This is a genomic window from Parabacteroides goldsteinii, assembly GCF_020091425.1.
In the GTDB taxonomy this organism is placed as follows: Bacteria; Bacteroidota; Bacteroidia; order Bacteroidales; family Tannerellaceae; genus Parabacteroides; species Parabacteroides goldsteinii.
In genome coordinates, this window is record NZ_CP081906.1 from 6,158,967 (window position 1) to 6,177,498 (window position 18,532).

Annotated in this window: 14 protein-coding genes; 11 read left to right on the forward strand and 3 right to left on the reverse strand. The window is 46.0% G+C overall.

Annotated elements, in window-relative coordinates; translation table 11 throughout:
• Positions 1-98 precede the first annotated feature (98 nt).
• Positions 99-548 (forward strand): HU family DNA-binding protein, encoded by a 450-nt coding sequence (locus K6V26_RS25320; RefSeq protein ID WP_009859969.1) that lies wholly within the window; start codon positions 99-101, stop codon positions 546-548.
• An 18-nt stretch (positions 549-566) separates the two neighbouring features.
• Complete coding sequence (locus K6V26_RS25325) at positions 567-1,037, forward strand: glucosaminidase domain-containing protein (RefSeq protein ID WP_009859968.1); 471 nt, start codon at positions 567-569, stop codon at positions 1,035-1,037.
• A 130-nt stretch (positions 1,038-1,167) separates the two neighbouring features.
• Here the strand turns inward: K6V26_RS25325 and mgtE are convergent, their stop codons facing one another.
• Both mgtE and rsmA read right to left on the reverse strand, forming a co-directional pair.
• Positions 1,168-2,514 carry a magnesium transporter gene (mgtE, locus tag K6V26_RS25330; RefSeq protein ID WP_009859966.1) on the reverse strand — a complete coding sequence of 449 codons (1,347 nt, stop codon included), beginning with the start codon at positions 2,512-2,514 and terminating at the stop codon, positions 1,168-1,170.
• A 26-nt stretch (positions 2,515-2,540) separates the two neighbouring features.
• The gene (gene rsmA, locus K6V26_RS25335; protein WP_010800833.1) at positions 2,541-3,344 is read right to left on the reverse strand and encodes a 16S rRNA (adenine(1518)-N(6)/adenine(1519)-N(6))-dimethyltransferase RsmA; all 804 of its coding nucleotides are present in this window, start codon (positions 3,342-3,344) and stop codon (positions 2,541-2,543) included.
• Between the two features lie 96 nt (positions 3,345-3,440).
• On the opposite strand from rsmA, the gene K6V26_RS25340 reads away from it, so the two are divergent.
• The 7 genes from K6V26_RS25340 to ispF all read left to right on the forward strand — a co-directional run bounded on the left by K6V26_RS25340 (position 3,441) and on the right by ispF (position 12,711).
• The gene (locus K6V26_RS25340; RefSeq protein WP_009859964.1) at positions 3,441-4,448 is read left to right on the forward strand and encodes a lysylphosphatidylglycerol synthase transmembrane domain-containing protein; all 1,008 of its coding nucleotides are present in this window, start codon (positions 3,441-3,443) and stop codon (positions 4,446-4,448) included.
• A 47-nt stretch (positions 4,449-4,495) separates the two neighbouring features.
• Positions 4,496-5,950, forward strand: coding sequence for an aminoacyl-histidine dipeptidase (locus tag K6V26_RS25345; RefSeq protein ID WP_010800831.1), 1,455 nt, complete (start codon positions 4,496-4,498; stop codon positions 5,948-5,950).
• A 310-nt stretch (positions 5,951-6,260) separates the two neighbouring features.
• The gene (locus tag K6V26_RS25350; RefSeq protein WP_046146104.1) at positions 6,261-6,911 is read left to right on the forward strand and encodes a redox-sensing transcriptional repressor Rex; all 651 of its coding nucleotides are present in this window, start codon (positions 6,261-6,263) and stop codon (positions 6,909-6,911) included.
• A gap of 1 nt (position 6,912) precedes the next feature.
• A complete protein-coding gene (locus K6V26_RS25355) occupies positions 6,913-7,527 on the forward strand; it encodes a fumarylacetoacetate hydrolase family protein (RefSeq protein WP_195585847.1) in 615 nt (204 codons plus the stop codon).
• A gap of 16 nt (positions 7,528-7,543) precedes the next feature.
• On the forward strand, positions 7,544-10,936 hold the full coding sequence (gene porU / locus K6V26_RS25360; RefSeq protein WP_224264187.1) for a type IX secretion system sortase PorU: 3,393 nt from the start codon (positions 7,544-7,546) through the stop codon (positions 10,934-10,936).
• Positions 10,937-11,004: 68 nt separating this feature from the next.
• The gene (porV, locus tag K6V26_RS25365) at positions 11,005-12,204 is read left to right on the forward strand and encodes a type IX secretion system outer membrane channel protein PorV (protein WP_195585845.1); all 1,200 of its coding nucleotides are present in this window, start codon (positions 11,005-11,007) and stop codon (positions 12,202-12,204) included.
• A gap of 30 nt (positions 12,205-12,234) precedes the next feature.
• Positions 12,235-12,711, forward strand: a complete 477-nt coding sequence (gene ispF / locus K6V26_RS25370) for a 2-C-methyl-D-erythritol 2,4-cyclodiphosphate synthase (RefSeq protein ID WP_224264188.1) — start codon at positions 12,235-12,237, stop codon at positions 12,709-12,711.
• Here the strand turns inward: ispF and K6V26_RS25375 are convergent.
• Positions 12,689-14,599: a sensor histidine kinase gene (locus tag K6V26_RS25375; RefSeq protein WP_129696863.1), complete on the reverse strand. Its 1,911-nt coding sequence runs from the start codon at positions 14,597-14,599 to the stop codon at positions 12,689-12,691. The two genes, ispF and K6V26_RS25375, sit on opposite strands and share 23 nt — an antisense overlap.
• Before the next feature lie 131 nt (positions 14,600-14,730).
• On the opposite strand from K6V26_RS25375, the gene K6V26_RS25380 reads away from it, so the two are divergent.
• Together K6V26_RS25380 and K6V26_RS25385 are read left to right on the forward strand one after the other, a co-directional pair.
• Positions 14,731-15,075: a translation initiation factor gene (locus tag K6V26_RS25380; RefSeq protein WP_122326884.1), complete on the forward strand. Its 345-nt coding sequence runs from the start codon at positions 14,731-14,733 to the stop codon at positions 15,073-15,075.
• Positions 15,076-15,115: 40 nt separating this feature from the next.
• The gene (locus K6V26_RS25385; protein WP_224264189.1) at positions 15,116-18,388 is read left to right on the forward strand and encodes a UvrD-helicase domain-containing protein; all 3,273 of its coding nucleotides are present in this window, start codon (positions 15,116-15,118) and stop codon (positions 18,386-18,388) included.
• The last annotated feature ends 144 nt before the right edge of the window (positions 18,389-18,532 follow it).

The window sequence follows — 18,532 nt, forward strand, 5'->3', positions numbered from 1 at the left end:
TGTCGTTTCGTCACACCACATCACCGCTGTCTACAAAGTGGGTAGGTGCTTGCCGTATCTTTGATATGTAATTAATAATCAACTAAAAAGAATAAAGTATGGCATTACAGTTTCATTTGGTTCAGAGGAAGAACCTTAGTAAAAATGTAGAGGTGGGGAAAGAGAAACTCTACTATGCGCAGACCCGGGCGACGGGGACGTGTTCCTTCGATGAGTTGTGCGAAATCGTGGCAGAGAGTTCCACTGCTTCGAGCGGTGATGTGAAGGTGGTGATAGACCGTGTGATCAAATTCCTGCTCCTGTTCCTGGCCCGCGGGGAGGTAGTGCAGTGTGGCGAGCTGGGTACCTTCCAGCTGTTGCAGACCAGTTCGGGGAGTGTGACTGCTGAGGAGTTCTCTTCGAATATGTTGTATCGCGCCCGCCTTCGCTTCCGTCCCGGTCCTAAGTTGCGTGAGTTGATCCTGACGGCCAAGAGCGAGCGTTTCAAGCTCGAAGAATCGAAACCTGCCACACCGGACGGTGGAAGTGATCGTCCTGAAATTGAATGATCTCTGTAACCTTTGTGTATGGATAAGTATTCATTTACCCGTAAGTACCTCCCCGCCGCACGTATGGCGGGTGAGTTGTACGGATTGAACCCGGTAGTGATCCTGGCTCAGTCTGCTATCGAAACCGGCTGGGGAGAGAGTTCCCTGGCTACCTGCTACAATAACTTTTTCGGACTAACGGGGTATGGTGTAGCCAATGCTTACTGGCATGGCGGCAAGACTGATCTGGATAAACCGGACGGTCTGCTGTTTCGCCGTTACGACAGTCCTGAAAACAGTTTCCTGGATTTTGCCCGCCTGATAGCGACGGTCTATAAGCAGGCGGCAGCTGTGAGTCATTATCCCCGGGCGTATGCCCGTGAGATTGCTTACAGCAGGTATATCAGTGAAGTGAACGGGGATAACCGGGCGGCCTATTGCAAGATGTTGGAGAGCATTGCACAGTCGCTGGTTCCCATAGTGTATAATCTTAATAATGACAGTGTATGAGCGAGAAGACAAACAAGGTGAAAACGATCCTGCAATTTATTATGGATCTGCTGGGGTTCCTGTTGGGAAGAAAGAAACAAGGATGATCCCCGTAGGGGCGGTTCGCGAACCGCCCTTACCGAACCGCCCCTTATGTCAATGCGGAAGAGATGAACATATAAATCATCATCCCGATAATGTCGTTCGTGATGGTGATAAATGGTCCGGTTGCCAATGCCGGATCGATCTTCAGGCGGTCGAGCGTCATCGGGACAAGCGTACCGAAGATACTGGCGAACATAACGACGGCAAACAAGCTCAGAGAGACGGAAGCCGTTATCCCTTTGTCGCCCAGCATAAAGAAGTTATATACGAATACGACCAGACTGATGATGCTGGCATTGATCAACGAAACAATCCCTTCCTTTAATATCTGCGGAAGAATGTTATCCTGTTTCAATGAGTTGTTGGCCAGACCCTGTACCACGATGGCGGACGACTGTATGCCGACATTCCCCCCCGTTCCGCCGATCAGGGGAATAAACAAGGCCATTTTGGGATTACTCGCCAGATTACCTTCGAACCCCCCGAGGATAACTGAGTTTGCCAGTCCGCCGATCATACCGATCAGCAACCAGGGGAGGCGGGCGGCCGTCTGTGTAAATACATTATCCGAAGTTTCCACGTCCTGCGAGATACCGGATGCCAACTGGTAATCACGTTCGTGCTGTTCGCGGACTTCATCCATTACGTCGTCGATGGTGATGCGGCCGACCAGACGACCGATACTGTCTACTACCGGCAAGGCTACCAGGTCATATTTTTCGATCGTTTCGGCAACCTCTTCGATACTGTCGCTTTCGCGGACCGAGATCGGCTCTTTCTTCATGACATGCTTGATCTTCGAGACGGACGGGTTGGTGATCAGTCGCTGTAGGGGAAGTACGCCTTTCAGCCGTTCGTCGTCGTCTATGACATATACATAATAGATTTCGTCCATATCTTCCGCCTGTTTGCGCATTTCATCGATACATTGAGGCATACTCCAGTTCTCGTTGACCACGATCATTTCCGTACCCATCAAACCACCGGCGGTATCTTCATCATATTTCAGCAGGTCGACGATGTCGCCGGCCTGTTCGACGTCTTCAATGTGCGAAAGGATCTCTTCCTGTGTATCTTCGTCCAACTCACGCATGAGGTCTACCGCGTCGTCGGTTTCCATATTGTCGACGAAGCGTTTGGCGATCAGTTCGTTGGGTAGTTCTTTCAGTAATTTATGGCGGTCCTCTTCATCCAGTTCCATCAGGACATCGGCGGCTTTGTCGCCGTCCATCAGCAAATACAGATAGATTGCTTCCCCAAGATTCAACTCCTGGTATAGTTCGGCAATATCTGCCGGATATAAATCGTGAAGTAAAGCCTGTGCTTTGGCATCATCTTTTTCTGCGATGATACTTTTCAGGTTGTCGATATAGTCTTTCGTCAGTTCAATCATAGGTCATGTTGTTTGTAACCCCGTTTTTATTCCTTCTGTATAGTCCCCGTCTGCTTCAGCCACCGGTCTGCAATTAGTGTCAGTTCGACGAACTGTTCAACCGAGAGCTGCTCGGGCCGTTTGTCGAAAACCGGCAGCGCGTAGTCCGGACAATCCTTTCCCAGCAGTGGTTTCATCGAGTTCCGGAGTGTCTTACGACGTTGGTTGAAAGAGGTCTTGACTACCGTTTTGAATAATTTCTCGTCGCATCCCAGCTCTTTCCGGTCGTTCCGTACCATGCGGATGACTGCGCTTTTCACTTTTGGAGGCGGGTCGAATACGAATTCACTGACAGTAAAGAGATATTCTACCGTATACCAGGCTTGCAACAGGACGCTGAGGATACCGTAGGTCTTGCTGCCCGGTCCGGCTGCCAGACGTTCGGCCACTTCTTTCTGGATCATCCCCGAACAGCAGGGCACGTGTTCCTTAAAGTCGAGGACTTTAAAGAATATCTGGCTGGAAATATTATAAGGATAATTCCCGATCACACAGAACTGGCCGGGGAAAAGTTTGGAAAGGTCCAGCCGCAGGAAATCTTCTGCCAGGATACGCCCTTCGAGCGCCGGAAAGTTTTGTTCCAGGTAATCTACCGATTCCATATCCAGTTCCACCACGGTCAGGTCATGGCCCGCTTCCAGCAGGTATTGGGTAAGCACCCCCATGCCGGGACCGATCTCCAGAACCGGTAAATCTTTGTAGTCCGACAACGTATCGGCAATACGCTGAGCGATTTGTAAATCCTTCAGGAAATGCTGTCCTAATGCTTTCTTTGGCTTAACTAATCTCATCCAGTTCTTTGGTGTAAAATGTTCGTATTAAAATATAATGCTTATCTTTGCGGGTGCACAAAAATACAACAAATAATTTAAAGTATCCTACGTAGAATGAATTTTAAGAGTATCCTACAAACGTTTGTCAAGATATTTTTACCCTTAGCTTTTGGCTGTTTGCTGCTTTGGTTTTTATATAGTCATATGGATGTCACCGAGATATGGCGTGTCATCCGTGAGGGGGTAAGATATGATATCATATTGGTTTCTTTACTGTTCGGCCTGTTTGCCAATGTGGTTCGCGGATTGCGTTGGGGGTTGTTGATTTCCTCATTGGGCGAGCGCTTTAAAATGAGTAATATCATTTATGCCGTGCTGGGAAACTATGCCGTGAATATGGTGCTGCCGCGTGTCGGCGAAGTCTGGCGTTGCGGTATTATCACCAAGTATGATAAGATCCCGTTTACCAAGTTGCTGGGAACCTTGCTGATCGACCGTGTGAGCGATACAATTGTAGTGGGATCGATTACTTTGTTGATTTTTATTTTCAATTTCGACTTCTTTGTCAGCTTCTTTGCGAAGAACCCTGCATTGCTGGAAGGCTTTCAGAAAATGTTCGATTCGATATGGATTTACGTCGGTGCAGTAATTTTAGTGGTCGGAATTTGGTTTGTTTTCAAATATATGAGTAACTTTACGCTGGTGCAGAAAGCAAAGGCGTTGTTGCTGAATGTATGGGACGGAATGAAGAGCATCTGGCTGCTGAAGCAGAAAGGACGTTTCGTGGCACAGACATTGATGATATGGGGTGGCTATTTCTGTTATTTCTATATAACGTTCTATGCATTCGACTTTACCCGTGATCTGGGAATAACGGTCGGACTGATTGCTTTTACCATGAGTAGCATCGGGGTTGCCGTCCCTGTACAGGCGGGAATAGGTGCCTGGCATTTCATGGTGATCGCTACGCTGGTCTGCTTTGGTGTCAACGAAAATGATGCTGCCGCTTTTGCCCTGGTGGTTCATACGGTGCAGACGGTATGGACGGTGTTGTGCGGTCTGTTCGGCATTGTGGCTCTGCCGCTTACGAACAAAGAGACACCCGCCGTTGTTTCAGAATAGATACTATATGTATAAAATAAGAGTTTTTAAAATTAAACATTAAGTCTATGTCAGCAGAAATCAAGAATCTTTCCCCGCAGCATGTCTGGGGTTATTTCTATGACCTCACACAAATCCCCCGTCCGACAGGACACATGGAAGCAGTCACTCGTTTTGTAGAAGCTTTTGGAAAAGGATTGGGATTGGAAACTTTGCGGGATGGAGCAGGAAACGTTCTGATCCGTAAACCGGCCACTCCCGGAATGGAAGGCCGCAAAACTGTAATCCTGCAATCTCACCTGGATATGGTTCCCCAGAAAAATTCTTCTGTGAAACATGATTTTCTGACTGACCCGATTGATGCTTATATAGATGGCGACTGGGTAACAGCCCGTGAAACGACATTGGGTGCCGACAATGGCATCGGTGCTTCGTTGGCTATGGCAGTGCTTTCTGATACGACTATCAAGCACGGACCGATAGAAGCTCTTTTCACGATCGATGAAGAAGAAGGAATGGATGGCGCTTTCGGTTTGAAGCCCGGTTTCCTGAAAGGAGAAACATTGATTAACTGCGATTCGGAAGAAGAAGGCGAATTGTTTGTCGGTTGTGCCGGCGGTGCAGACCTGAATATTTCGATTCAGTTTAAAGAAGATACTTATATTCCTGAAGGTGATGTGGCTGTAAAGCTGAGCCTGACAGGATTGAAAGGCGGTCACTCGGGTGTGGATATCCATTTGGGACGTGCCAATGCCAATAAATTAATGTTCCGTTTCCTGAAAGAGGCCGTTTGCGACTATGGGGCTCGCCTGTCGTCTATCGAAGGCGGTTCGTTGCGTAATGCGATTCCGCGTGAGGCATTTGCCGTTGTTACCATTCCCGGTGATAATGTGGAGGCTTTATGGGAGCTGGTGAGCGATTATCAGGATATGTTCCGGGAGGAATATAAAGGCATTGAGAATAATATCAGCTTTGTTGCCGATATGACTGATCTGCCCGGCACACTGATTCCGGAAGAGATTCAGGATGATATTATCAATGCGATCGAAGGTTGCCAGAATGGTGTGATCAGCATGTTGAGTGATTTCCCCGGAACGGTGGAATCTTCTTCCAACCTGGCCATCGTCAAATCATCCAATGAATTGATTGAAATAAAGATATTGGTCCGCAGTTCATCGGAGAGCCGTAAGGCCTCTGTTTGTTCAAGCCTGGAAAGTATATTTGCTTTGGCAGGAGCTAAGGTGGAATACGGCGGTTCTTATGGCGGATGGCAGCCGAACATCAATTCTCCGATTCTGAACGTAATGCAGCAGACATACGAGGAATTGTTCGGAAAGAAACCTTCGGTAAAGGTCATGCATGCCGGACTGGAATGCGGCATCATCCAGGAATCTTATCCTACAATGGATATGATTTCTATCGGTCCGGATCTGGAGCACCCACACTCACCGGATGAAAGGGTGAACATCGCGACAGTGCAAAAAGTGTGGGACTTCATTGTCGCTACGTTGGAAAGAATCTAAGTACGAAAATCTACCCTTTATACGAAAGGCTGCATTCCCGTTTTGGAGTATGCAGCCTTTTTGCCTATATTTTGGAACAAAAAGTGAAGTGTTTTGCCTATGTTTTGAAACAAAAAGCGAGTGCCTTTGCCTATGTTTTGAAACAAATCAGTATATTTGTGTCTGAAAATCAATTCGTTTGATCAATGTTCCTTTTTATTATGTAGGCTCATTGGATGCGGTAATGTCCAAACATATAAAATCGGCTATAAACTAAAAAGGAAAGAAAAAAATTGTACTTTTGTGAGCTACATTAATAAAGTACAAAATAATGGCTAATGATGACTTGAAACAAGCCTGGAAAATTCCGGAGCCGACGCTTCGGAGATTGCCCTGGTATCTTGCTTTTCTGAAACTGATGAAAGGTAAGGGAGAGACGTTTGTATCATCTACCCAGATTGCTAAAGAAATTAATGTAGATCCCAGCCAGGTGGCGAAAGATCTTTCGTTTGTAAATATTTCGGGGAAAACCAGGGTAGGCTATGATATTTGTGCCCTTGTGGATGTGTTGGAGGATTTTTTAGGTTTTACCGCGCAGCACAAGGCCTTTTTATTTGGTGTTGGTAGCCTGGGAGCTGCTTTATTGCAGGACACCGGGTTGAATCAGTACGGTCTGGAGATCGTTGCCGGATTTGATGTCCGCAAGGAACTGGCCGGAACGGTAGTCAATGGCATTCCTGTATTTCATTTGGATGATTTTCCTGCCAAGCAGAAAGAATTCGGGGCGACGATCGGTGTTATTACCGTGCCTGTCGATAAAGCGCAGGAGGTGACCGAACAGATCATTGCCGGAGGAATCAAAGCCTTATGGAATTTTACCCCGTTCCGTATCCGTGTCCCGGAACATATTGTGGTACAGAACACTTCCATGTATGCCCATCTGGCTGTCATGTTTAATCGCTTGAACTCAATTAATCACTGAAATGAAGATTATAGCAGTAGGAATGAATTATGCAGAACACAATAAAGAGCTGCATCATTCGTTAGAATTATCGGAGCCTACTATCTTTATGAAATCCGATTCCTCCCTGTTGAAGGATGGAAAACCGTTTTTCATTCCCGATTTTTCATCGGAGATACATTATGAAACGGAGATTGTCGTGAAGATAGACCGGCTGGGTAAGAACATCGCCGAACGTTTTGCGCATCGTTACTATAATGAAGTAACAGTCGGTATCGATTTTACCGCCCGTGATCTGCAAAGAGAGTTGCGTGCGAAAGGATCACCCTGGGAGATCAGTAAAGCATTTGATAATTCGGCTGTTATCGGGGCGTTTGTGCCATTGGACAGAGTAGGGGATATCAACCGTATCCCGTTCCATCTGGATATAAACGGTCAGAAAGTACAGGAGGGAAATACCTCGGATATGCTTTTTCCGGTAGACAAGATTATCGCTTATGTGAGCCGTTTCTTTACCCTGAAGATAGGAGATTTGATTTTTACAGGTACGCCGGTGGGTGTAGGGCCGGTTAAGATCGATGATCATTTGCAGGGCTATATCGGCGAGCGGAAGCTTTTGGATTTCCACGTGAGATAACGGGAAATGAATGACTATGCTACGAATACTATATACATTAATAATAAGTATCTGCTTTTTTACTTCTGCCTGGGCGGATGGTAGCAAATATGCAGCCAGTTCCGCATTGTCGTCCGGCAAATGGGTGAAGGTACAGGTTGAAGACAGAGGATTTTATAAACTGACATATGCCGACCTGCGTGGAATGGGGTTCTCTGATCCTGCCAAGGTTTCCGTACATGGGTATGGTGGTTGTATGTTGGATGAAGATTTCTCGACTCCTTATATTGATGATGTTCCTGCCGTGCCGGTCTGGCGTGGCGACGATTTCTTTCTTTTCTATGGTTGCGGGGTTATCAAATGGGATTATGATAAAAGTACGGGAAGTTTTATTCATACCAATAATCCCTATTCCAATTACGGTTATTACTTCCTGACGGATGCGACGGGTACAAAAGAAATGGAATCTGTGGCGTCTGCTGCCGGTGCTTCTTTGAAAGTGACAACTTATGATGATTATCTTCTGCATGAAAAAGACCTTGTTTCCGTCAATAATTCAGGACGTGAGCTTTTTGGAGAAGCGATGGATATGACCCTTTCAAGGGATTTTTCATTTAACGGTATAACCGGTATAACCAATGATGACGGTAAGGTAACGTTGCGTTTTATCGCCAAGCCGACAAGTGGTAACGGAAGTGTGACCATGAGCGTGGATGGAAACAAAGTGTTGGAAAGGAGTATCTCTTATAGCAGTACGGGTGGTAGTGAAACGTATACTATGGCACGTTCGGTATATGAGGTCGTCGATTGGAAAGGTGACAAAAGTACAAATGTAAAAGTAAATGTAAGATACGGACAATTAGGGCATAAGAACGTACATCTGGACTTTATCCGTTTGCAGATGAAACGTGAACTGCAACCCTATGGCGCCTGTACTTTTTTCCGTAGCCTGGCTTCGGTAAATAACGCTTCCCGTTTCGTTATTCAGAATGCGAATGCGAATACGTTGGTCTTTGATGTGACCGATAAGTTGAACCCGAAACGGATGGAAACGGAATTGAGCGGAAGCGAATTGTCTTTCTCTATTCCGGCAGGAACGTTGAGGGAATTTGCCCTGGTGCAGCGAAACCAGACATTGCCGTCCCCCGAAGTGATAGGCGATGTGGCGAATCAGGATTTGCATGCTTTGCCGCAGACAGATATGGTTATTATCGTCCAGTCAGGTTTGGCTTCGCAGGCAGAACGTCTGGCCGAAGCACATCGTACCCGCGACGGGTTGACTGTCCAGGTCGTTTCTCCGGATGCTATTTATAATGAATTTTCCAGTGGAACCCCGGATGCGACAGCCTACCGTCGTTTTATGAAGATGTTTTATGACCGGCAGACTTCGGAGGCCGATGCTCCCAAATATCTGCTTCTTTTCGGTGACGGGGCATTTGACAATCGCTTCATTACTTCAAGTTGGCAGAATGTGGCAAAGAACAATATGCTGCTGACTTATCAGACTGAGGAATCTTTGGATGATAAATCATATGTGGTAGATGACTATTTCGGTTTTCTGGATGACAGCAATAACGGAAAGGGGTTAGTGTCAGCCAGAGTGGATATCGGTATCGGACGTTTCCCTGTCCGGACATTGACCGAGGCGACCGATATGGTGGATAAGGTTATCAACTATATGGATAATAAAGAGACCGGATCGTGGAAGAATAACGTCTGCTTTGTCGCAGATGACGGAAGTAATGCGGACGGTTACATGATACAGCATGCTCAACAGGCTGATGATCTGGGCGAATATATAAATACCAGTCATCCGGAGTTCATGGTAAATAAGATTTATTTTGATTCTTATAAAAAGGACTTTTCCGGAGGTTTAAGTACCTATCCCGATGTAAAGACGAATCTTCAGAAACAGCTTAAGAACGGATTGTTGCTGATCAATTATACAGGTCATGGTAATACCGTATCCTGGAGTGATGAAAAGGTATTGACAGAAAGTGATATAACGAAATCAACTTATACCCGTCTGCCTGTGTGGATTACGGCGACTTGTGACTTCTGCCGTTTTGATGCTCCGGTTACTTCCGCCGGCGAGCAGGTGTTTCTGAATAAGGTAAGTGGTGGTATCGGTTTGTTTACTACGACTCGTGTGGCTTATTCCAGTCCTAACTTTTCTATTAATGACAACTTGATCCGTAACTTGTTCGAGAAAAAGAACGGACGTCGGCTAACGTTGGGTGAGGTGATGAAAGCGACCAAACAGGCATTGGGTTCCAGCCGTTATAAGTTGGGGTTCGCTTTGATCGGCGATCCCGCATTAAAGCTGGCTTATCCGGAGTACCGGATGCGGGTGACTGCTATAAACGGGAATCCGGTAACGGACGAACCGGTCGATTTTAAAGCATTGCAGAAGATAACGGTGGAAGGCGAAGTATTGGATCCGGGAGGAAATATTGCAACTGGCTTTAATGGTCTGCTGAACCCGACCGTCATGGACAGCCGCCTATCTTATGAGACATTGGATAATAATAAGACCGGAACGAAATTCAAATATACAGATTATTCGAATATACTTTTTATCGGCAATGATTCAGTTCGTGCCGGAAAGTTCAGTTTCACGTTTACTGTGCCGAAGGATATTTCTTATTCGAATGAGTTCGGTAAGATGAATCTCTACGCATCGGATGAGACCAATAATCTGGAGGCACAGGGTGCTTATCTGAATTATCGGGTCGGGGGAACCGATGATAACGCGGAAGACGATTATGATGGTCCTGAAATCCGTGCTTTATACCTGAACGATTCGACATTCGTCAGTGGCGACCAGGTCAATACAACCCCGTTCTTTGTGGCGCGTCTTTGGGATAAGAGTGGCGTGAATATAACGGGTAGCAGCATCGGTCATGATATGATGCTGATTATCGACGGCGATCCTTCGTTCAGCTTTAATCTGAACAGTTATTATGAACTGATTCCGGGAAGTGACGGAGAAGGGATCGCGAAATACCTGATCCCTGCCTTAACGCCGGGAATCCATATCGCAGAGTTTAAAGTCTGGGATATACAGAACAATTCGACGACATATGAATTTGAATTTGAGGTAGTCGAGGGATTGAAGCCTTATCTGTTGGAGTTGACGGCATCGCCCAGTCCGGCACGTGAACAGGTGGAGTTCCATTTGTTCCATAATCGTCCGGAAAGCCAGCTGACAGTCGGTATCATGGTGTACGATATGATGGGACGTCTGCAATGGAAGCATCAGGAGACCGGCGCTTCCGAACTGTTCAAGTCCTATACGGTAACCTGGGATCTGACGAATAACCGGGGAGGACGCCTTCGTCCCGGGGTGTATATTTATCGTGCGGCGATCAGCTCGGGTGGCTCCAAAGAGGCAACAGACGCAAAGAAATTAATAATCCTCGCACAATAAAGTAATATAAAATCAGTTTATATGTTGGTAGGGTAAATTTTATTTACCGCGTTTTTAACAGATATAGTATGATAAAAGAATTAAAAATCAGTACACTTATAGTTGTAATTAGCCTTTTGGCAACTTTTACGGCATTGCACGCCGAAGGTGATAAGGCTAAGTTTGCTCCGGTTAATACTGCAGTGCCTTCGCTATCAATTGCACCTGATGCACGTGGTGGTGGTATGGGTGATAACGGGGCGTCGACTACTCCCGATATAAACTCTCAATATTGGAACCCTGCTAAATATGCGTTTATGTATAGTAAGGCAGGCGTTTCTTTATCATATACTCCCTGGTTGCGTAAGTTGGTAAACGACGTGGCTTTGGCGAATCTGTCCGGTTACTATAAAATCGGAGATAGCGATTTGCAGGCTGTCGGTGCTTCCTTGCGTTATTTCTCGTTGGGAGATGTACCCTATAATCCTATTACCGGAGAGTCGACAGGTAATTATTCCGTTAGTCCGTATGAAATGGCTTTCGATGTAAGTTATAGCCGTAAATTGTCTGAATCTTTTTCGATGGCTGTGGCCATGCGTTATATCCGTTCGGATATGGGAACCGACCCGGCTGATGAAAGCCGCGTGCCCGGTAATGCCTTTGCTGCGGATATTGCGGGTTATCTGGAGAAATATGTGATTCTGGGTAACAGTGAATGTTTGTGGAGTTTCGGTTTCAATGTGTCTAATATTGGTACTAAAATCTCTTATGACGGGGGAGAGCATAATGAATTTATTCCGACAACACTTCGTCTGGGTACCGGTTTGCTGTATCCGATCGATGATTATAACCGGATCGGTTTGTATCTGGATTTGAGTAAGTATCTGGTTCCGAGTCTGCCTTATTTGCAGGAAGGGTATACGGATGAAGAGAAAGCCGAATACGATAAGAAAAAAGAAGAATATAATAATGTATCCGGTATCTCCGGTATCTTCAAATCTTTCGGTGATTCGCCTGACGGTTTCAAAGGTGAATTGCAGGAAGTGATGGTCTCGATCGGTGCCGAGTATAGTTATAACGAGCAGTTTTTTCTTCGTGGAGGTTATTTTTATGAGAATGCCAATAAGGGTAACCGTCAGTATTTCTCAGTCGGAGCCGGTTTCCGCATGAGTGTATTCCAGTTGGATGCAGCCTATCTGGTAAGTACCGTTCAGAGTAACCCGTTGGACCAGACACTCCGTTTCACACTGTCGTTTGATATGGACGGGATAAAGAACCTGTTCAGATAATTGAAGATTGAATATTAAGAACTGAAAATTATGAAGATACGGGTTGGTTTCGGCTATGATGTGCATGCGTTTGTCGCTGACCGTGAGTTATGGTTAGGAGGGATTCGAATCGAACATTCAATGGGGTTGCAAGGGCATAGCGATGCGGATGTGTTGATACATGCCATTTGTGATGCTTTGCTGGGGGCTGCCAATATGCGTGATATCGGTTATCATTTCCCTGATACGGCTGAAGAGTATGAAGGTATTGACAGTAAAGTTTTACTCTATGAAACAATGGAGTTGCTTCGTGATGCCGGCTATACGTTGGGTAATATAGATGCAACGATCGCAGCTGAAAAACCGAAATTGAATCCGCATATCCCGGCGATGAAGCAGACATTGGCCGAAGTGATGGGAGTAGATGCAGAGGATATATCCATCAAAGCGACTACCACAGAAAAGCTGGGTTTCACCGGACGCCAGGAAGGGATAGCCGCTTATGCTACTGTCTTGATTCAGAAATGACAATGTCTTTATGATGAACTTCGCAGGGGATGGTGAACCAGAAGGTACTTCCTTTCCCCTCTTCCGATTCGACTCCGATCTCTCCGTTCAGACGTTTTACAATTGTCAGGCAGATAGATAATCCCAGTCCTGTACCTTGTATGAAATTGTCAAATTTGGCAAAACGTTCGAACACGTGCGGAAGGTTTTCTTTGGAAATACCTTTGCCGGTGTCGGAAACATAGAAACGCAGGCCGCCTTCTATTTCTTCATATCCCATTCTTATAGTTCCTCTGAAAGTGAATTTGCAGGCATTGGTCAGAAAATTGGTTATGACCTGTGTCAGGCGTGTCTTTTCCGAATAGATAAAACAGGGATGTACGGGGGTTGAACATTCCAGTGTTACTTCTTCTTTTGTCCGGCTTTTGAATGTCTGTGCCAGTGTGGTGAATAACGAAGAAACATTGATGTTGGAGAAGGTAAAATCCAATTGACCGGCCTCTATCTTTGATAAATCCAGTATGTCGTTGACCAGTTGGAGCAATAGCTCGTTATTGGTTTCGATGATATTACAGAATTCGGCAGTGTCTTCTGGACTTTCCGAATGGGCGATCAGGTTGGAGAAGCCGACGATGGCATTGAGCGGAGTGCGTATTTCGTGGCTCATGTTTGCCAGAAACGCAGATTTCAGCCGGTTAGCCTCTTCCGCTTTTTCCTTTTCGCGACGTTCGTCTTCCTGTTTCAGTTTTTGGATATAAAGCCGGAAGCGCAGGACGGCAATTGTTGCCAGCAGGATAATGATTGCAAATGCACTGAACAGATGTATTTTATATTTCTGAAAGAATGTCGGTGGCTGCTGGTAATAAATGGCGTTGGGTGGAAAGCGGGACGGTTCGATGCCGTGATTGAGCAGATGCTGGTAATTGAGATAGGTGTGCGGTTCCCCTCCGATATGGGTTTGGATATCCCGGGCTGCAGTTCCTTGCCATATTAACCGGACGGTGGTAATAACAGATTCGCTGAAATCATTTTCCGAGATATAATGTCCCCCGGCAAAATTGCCGTTCTCGATGTTCAGGTCTGCCAGAAGATAGACTGGTGGCAGGGAAAAACTGTTGGTCATCTTTTGCATGTTATCGATCAGGTAATGATTCTCTTTGGAACTCTTGAAGACAAACCAGGAGTAATAGATGATACCTGCTTTCTGGTCATATATACTTAAGCTGTCCAACAGATTTTCGGTAGAGAGGGCTGGAGTGGACAACACTTCCAGTTTTAACTCGGGATAATTTGCCTGTATTGTTTTTGAAAGCTCCTGTTTGGTATATAAACTAATGTAGCGGTTGTCGCAAATAAAGATTATTTTTTTCAGTTCAGGCTGTAGCTTCTTTATTGTTTCAATGGTCTCTTTTACGAAAAGGGGCTGGATCAGTCTGGTTGTATTGTATCCTTTTATCTCATCTTCCGTAAGAGCCATATGTTCGATAGTTTCCAGGTCTCTTTTCAGTAAATATTCTATTTTTATCGGGACCAGTTCCTGCGAATGGCAGATGATGGAAGGTACATTTTTCCATTCATTATCGAAAAGGGGACGGCACAGCAACCAGGCCGGATCGCCTATGCAAACAACGACTTTGGGAGGGGTGGGGTATTTATTACGTAATATTTCCAGTTTCTCATTTACATCTGTCGTATCTTTTATAGCAGGGATAGATAACTCCTCGCCAAGCACTGTTATATGTTCCTGGGTAAAAGTCTTATTGATTGCTTCGTAAATACCTTGCGTCCATACTTCGTTAAAGTTGATGGAATGGATAACTAAAATATAACCGTCCTTATCGTCCGGCAGGGCATACATGGAACGATCAATCAGTAGTATAAGGGATAATATGAAAAAAAGTCTTTTCATACGAACTAGTGTGATAGTTAAAATAGTTATGAAAATCAGTCTGTTTCAAGCAAAGATATGTATTATTCTCCGTTCTTTTGCTTATCCCGCTGTTAATTTGTAGTTTTGAACCAAATAAAATGTAATGAATTATGAAGAATAATGACTGGAAAGACCGTTTAGGGGTGATGTATTCCACCAATCCGGATTTTCAATATAATACAGGGGATGAGGAAGAAGAAGATACACTTCCCAAAGAGAAACAACAATTGCGTATCTCGCTGGACAAGCGGAACCGGGGTGGTAAAGCCGTTACATTGGTGACCGGATTCCGTGGTACGACAGAGGATATGGAGGCTTTAGGTAAATTCCTGAAGGTAAAATGCGGGGTAGGCGGTTCCGCTAAGGACGGAGAAATCATCGTACAGGGCGATTTGCGTCAGAAAGTACTCGAAATCCTCCAAAAGGAAGGCTATGTAAAGAGCCGGATTATTTGAGGAGATTCAATATTAAAACCTCTCATTAATAATTAAAACTATGCTGACTGTTTACAGAGCTTCGGCGGGAGCCGGAAAAACCCATAAGCTGACCGGTGAATACCTGACCTTGCTGTTTGGCGGGACGGGAGCCTATCGCCGTATTTTGGCGGTGACGTTTACCAATAAGGCTACCGATGAGATGAAAAGCCGTATTGTGGAGGAACTTTACAACCTCTCTTCCGGTCGTAAGTCTGATTATGTGGAATCTTTGCGGGCTACCTATGCACTGACCGAGGAACAAGTCCGTAAACAGGCAAAAAAGATATTAACCGATATCCTACACGATTATTCTGCATTCAATATCAGTACCATCGACCGTTTCTTCCAGCAGACTATGCGTGCTTTTACCCGTGAAATAGGTTTGCAGGGTGGCTATGGCATTGAAATGGACCAGGAGCTGGTGCTCACTTCAGCTGTCGATAACCTGCTGGCTGACCTTGAAAAGCCGGAAAGCAAGGAACTGTTAGGCTGGCTGATTCGTTTCGCCGAAGATAAGATAGAGAATGGAGGCGAATGGAACCTCCGTAAAGATATCATGTCCCTGAGCCGTGAAGTTTTTAAGGAAAGCTACAAGGCATCCAGTGAAGAAGTGGCCAAAGATATCGAGGATAAGGAAGCACTCGAAAACTATAAAAATGAACTCTTTGGTATTATCCGTTCGGTAGAAGCCGAAGCGAAGCGATTGGGCGAGAGCGGTCTTGCCTTACTCAATAAATATGCCATCCGTACAACCGATTTTAAGGGAGGAAGCCGTTCTCCGCTTACCCTGCTGGACCGTCTGGCGAAAGGTGAGATGAAAGAGCCGACAGCCACCTTTATCGGCCTAGCCGATAATCTGGAAGGCTGTTTTACCAAAACAACTCCGATAGGAATGCGTCAGGTCATCGGTTGTGTTTTTGAAGACGGTCTGAATGATTGTATCAAACGTATCATCGCCCTGTTCTCTAATCTGACCGCTTATAATACGGCTCGTGAAATCGTACGTTATTATTATACGCTGGGTATCCTGACCGACGTTTCCCGCCAGATCGCCTCCTATCGGGAGGAAAAGAATGTCATGCTGATTGCCGATACGACCGAGCTGCTGAATAAAGTGATCGGAGGCAGCGATGCCCCGTTCATCTATGAAAAGACCGGTACGCACGTCGATCATTATATGATTGATGAATTTCAGGACACCAGCGGCATGCAATGGAACAACTTCCGTCCGCTGATCGAAGAAAGCCTGGCACACGACCGGGCCAATCTGATTGTGGGAGACGTAAAACAAAGTATCTACCGCTTCCGCAACTCCGACTGGAAATTGCTGGATGAACAGGTGCAAGCCGATTTCTCGCAGGAAGAAGTTCGGGAAGAAACATTGAAGGAAAACTGGCGCAGCTGCCGGAATATCGTTGAATTTAATAATACGTTCTTTACCGCTATCCCCGGTGTCTTGCAAAGCGTATATAACGAAAGCCTGCTGACCTCTTCGCTGAGTGAAGAACAGCGTGCCGCCTATCTGACAAAGATCATGTCGGCTTATACGAAAAGTTATCAACAGGTTCCGCCGCCGTTCAAACAGAAAGACGGCCATGTCAAAATAGAATTTTTTGCCGGTGATGAAGAGAAAGACTGGAAAGAAGAAGCCCTGGACCGTCTGCCCGGTGTGGTGGAACAATTACAGGATAACGGTTATGCCCTGAAGGATATCGCCATTTTGGTCCGTACCAATATGGAAGGGGCGATGGTGGCTGAAAAGCTGCTTTCCTATAAGGAGGCAAACCCTTCCGACCGTTATCATTACGACATAATCTCCGACGACGCCCTGTTTGTCAGCGGATCGCCGGCTGTTCGTTTTATGGTTGCCCTGTTGCGGTATCTGAGAAATCCGGAAGATAAAATCAATGAACAGACAGCCTTGTACTCTTACCGGATTTTACAGGGAGCGACGAAGGACGAGAATCTCTCGGAGGCATATTCCGTAACCGTTTCCGGCCTGACTTTTCCGCCGGAGATTGCATCGGAGTTGCAGACTCTTTCCCGCCAGTCACTGTATGAAATATCAGAAGGACTTTTCCGTCTTTTCTCCGGAGAATTTCAGAATAACGAACAGGTCTTCGTTCAGGCGTTTCTCGATATGGTATCGGAGTATACCCAAAAAGAAAGTGCCGATCTGACCCGCTTCCTGAAATGGTGGGATGAGACAGGATATCGTAAAACAATCGCTACCCCGGATGCGCAGAATGCTATCCGTATCCTTACCGTCCATAAGTCGAAAGGACTCGGATTCAAGGTCGTCATTATTCCGTTCGGTGACTGGGAAATAGACCATAAGCCCAGCAAACCGGTTATCCTGTGGTGTAAACCGGAAACCAAACCGTTCAACCGGCTGCATCTGGTTCCTGTCCGCTATAGCCAGTCGCTGGGAAATACCATTTTTGCGGAAGACTATTTCCGTGAGCGGTTGCATGCTTTCATTGATAATCTGAATACATTATATGTCGCTTTCACCCGCTCCAAAGACGAACTGATCGTTTTTGCTCCCCGTCCGAAAAAGATAAAGGAAGAGACCGGCGAAGTCGAAAAGATATCTTCCATGGCCGATGCTTTATGGGCAGGCTTGTATCTGGAAGTGAAGGATACCCGGGAAGGAGACACGCTTGTTTCATTGCCTTCTTCTTTTGATACGAAAGAAGGGATCTTTGAACTGGGTAGTTGGTGGCATCCCGCAGCAGCCAAGCAGGATGGACACAGTCCCGAGGAGATCGCGATGGCTCGTATTAACTCTATTTCCCCCGACGACCGTTTACAGCTTCGTCTGCATGGCAAAGGCTTTTTCTTTGATAATGCCCGCCGTAAGCACGGTGCCCTGATGCACGAGGTGCTCAGCCAGATACGGACACAAAAAGATATCTCCGCGGCCGTCGAAAGTTATCGTTTGGCCGGTGTCATTAATAAGGATGAAGCAGAGTCGCTGATTGTCCGGCTGGAAGAATTGCTGGAAATGCCGGAAGTGCATCCTTGGTATGACGGGACGGCCCGTGTGCTGAATGAAGTCGATATCCTTTTCGGAAAAGGACTGTCCAAACGTCCCGACCGGGTTATGATATCGGAAGATAAAGTCGTGGTGATCGACTATAAATTCGGTGAAATTCAGGATAAGAGATATCATAACCAGGTGAAGAATTATATGAAACTGATCCGGCAGATGGGATATGAAATGGTAGAGGGTTACCTGTGGTATGTGGAACTGGGAGAAATAGAGGCTGTAGCCTGTCCCCGTGCTTGACACGGGGTCGCTGAAGAACCGGCAAATCTAAATAGAGGATACGGTCGGTGTCTCTGCGATCCTGTGTCAGGCATGGGATCAGGGGATATGTCAACCGATTTGTCATCTTATTTGTTTTGTTATTCCGTAAAAATGAATACTTTT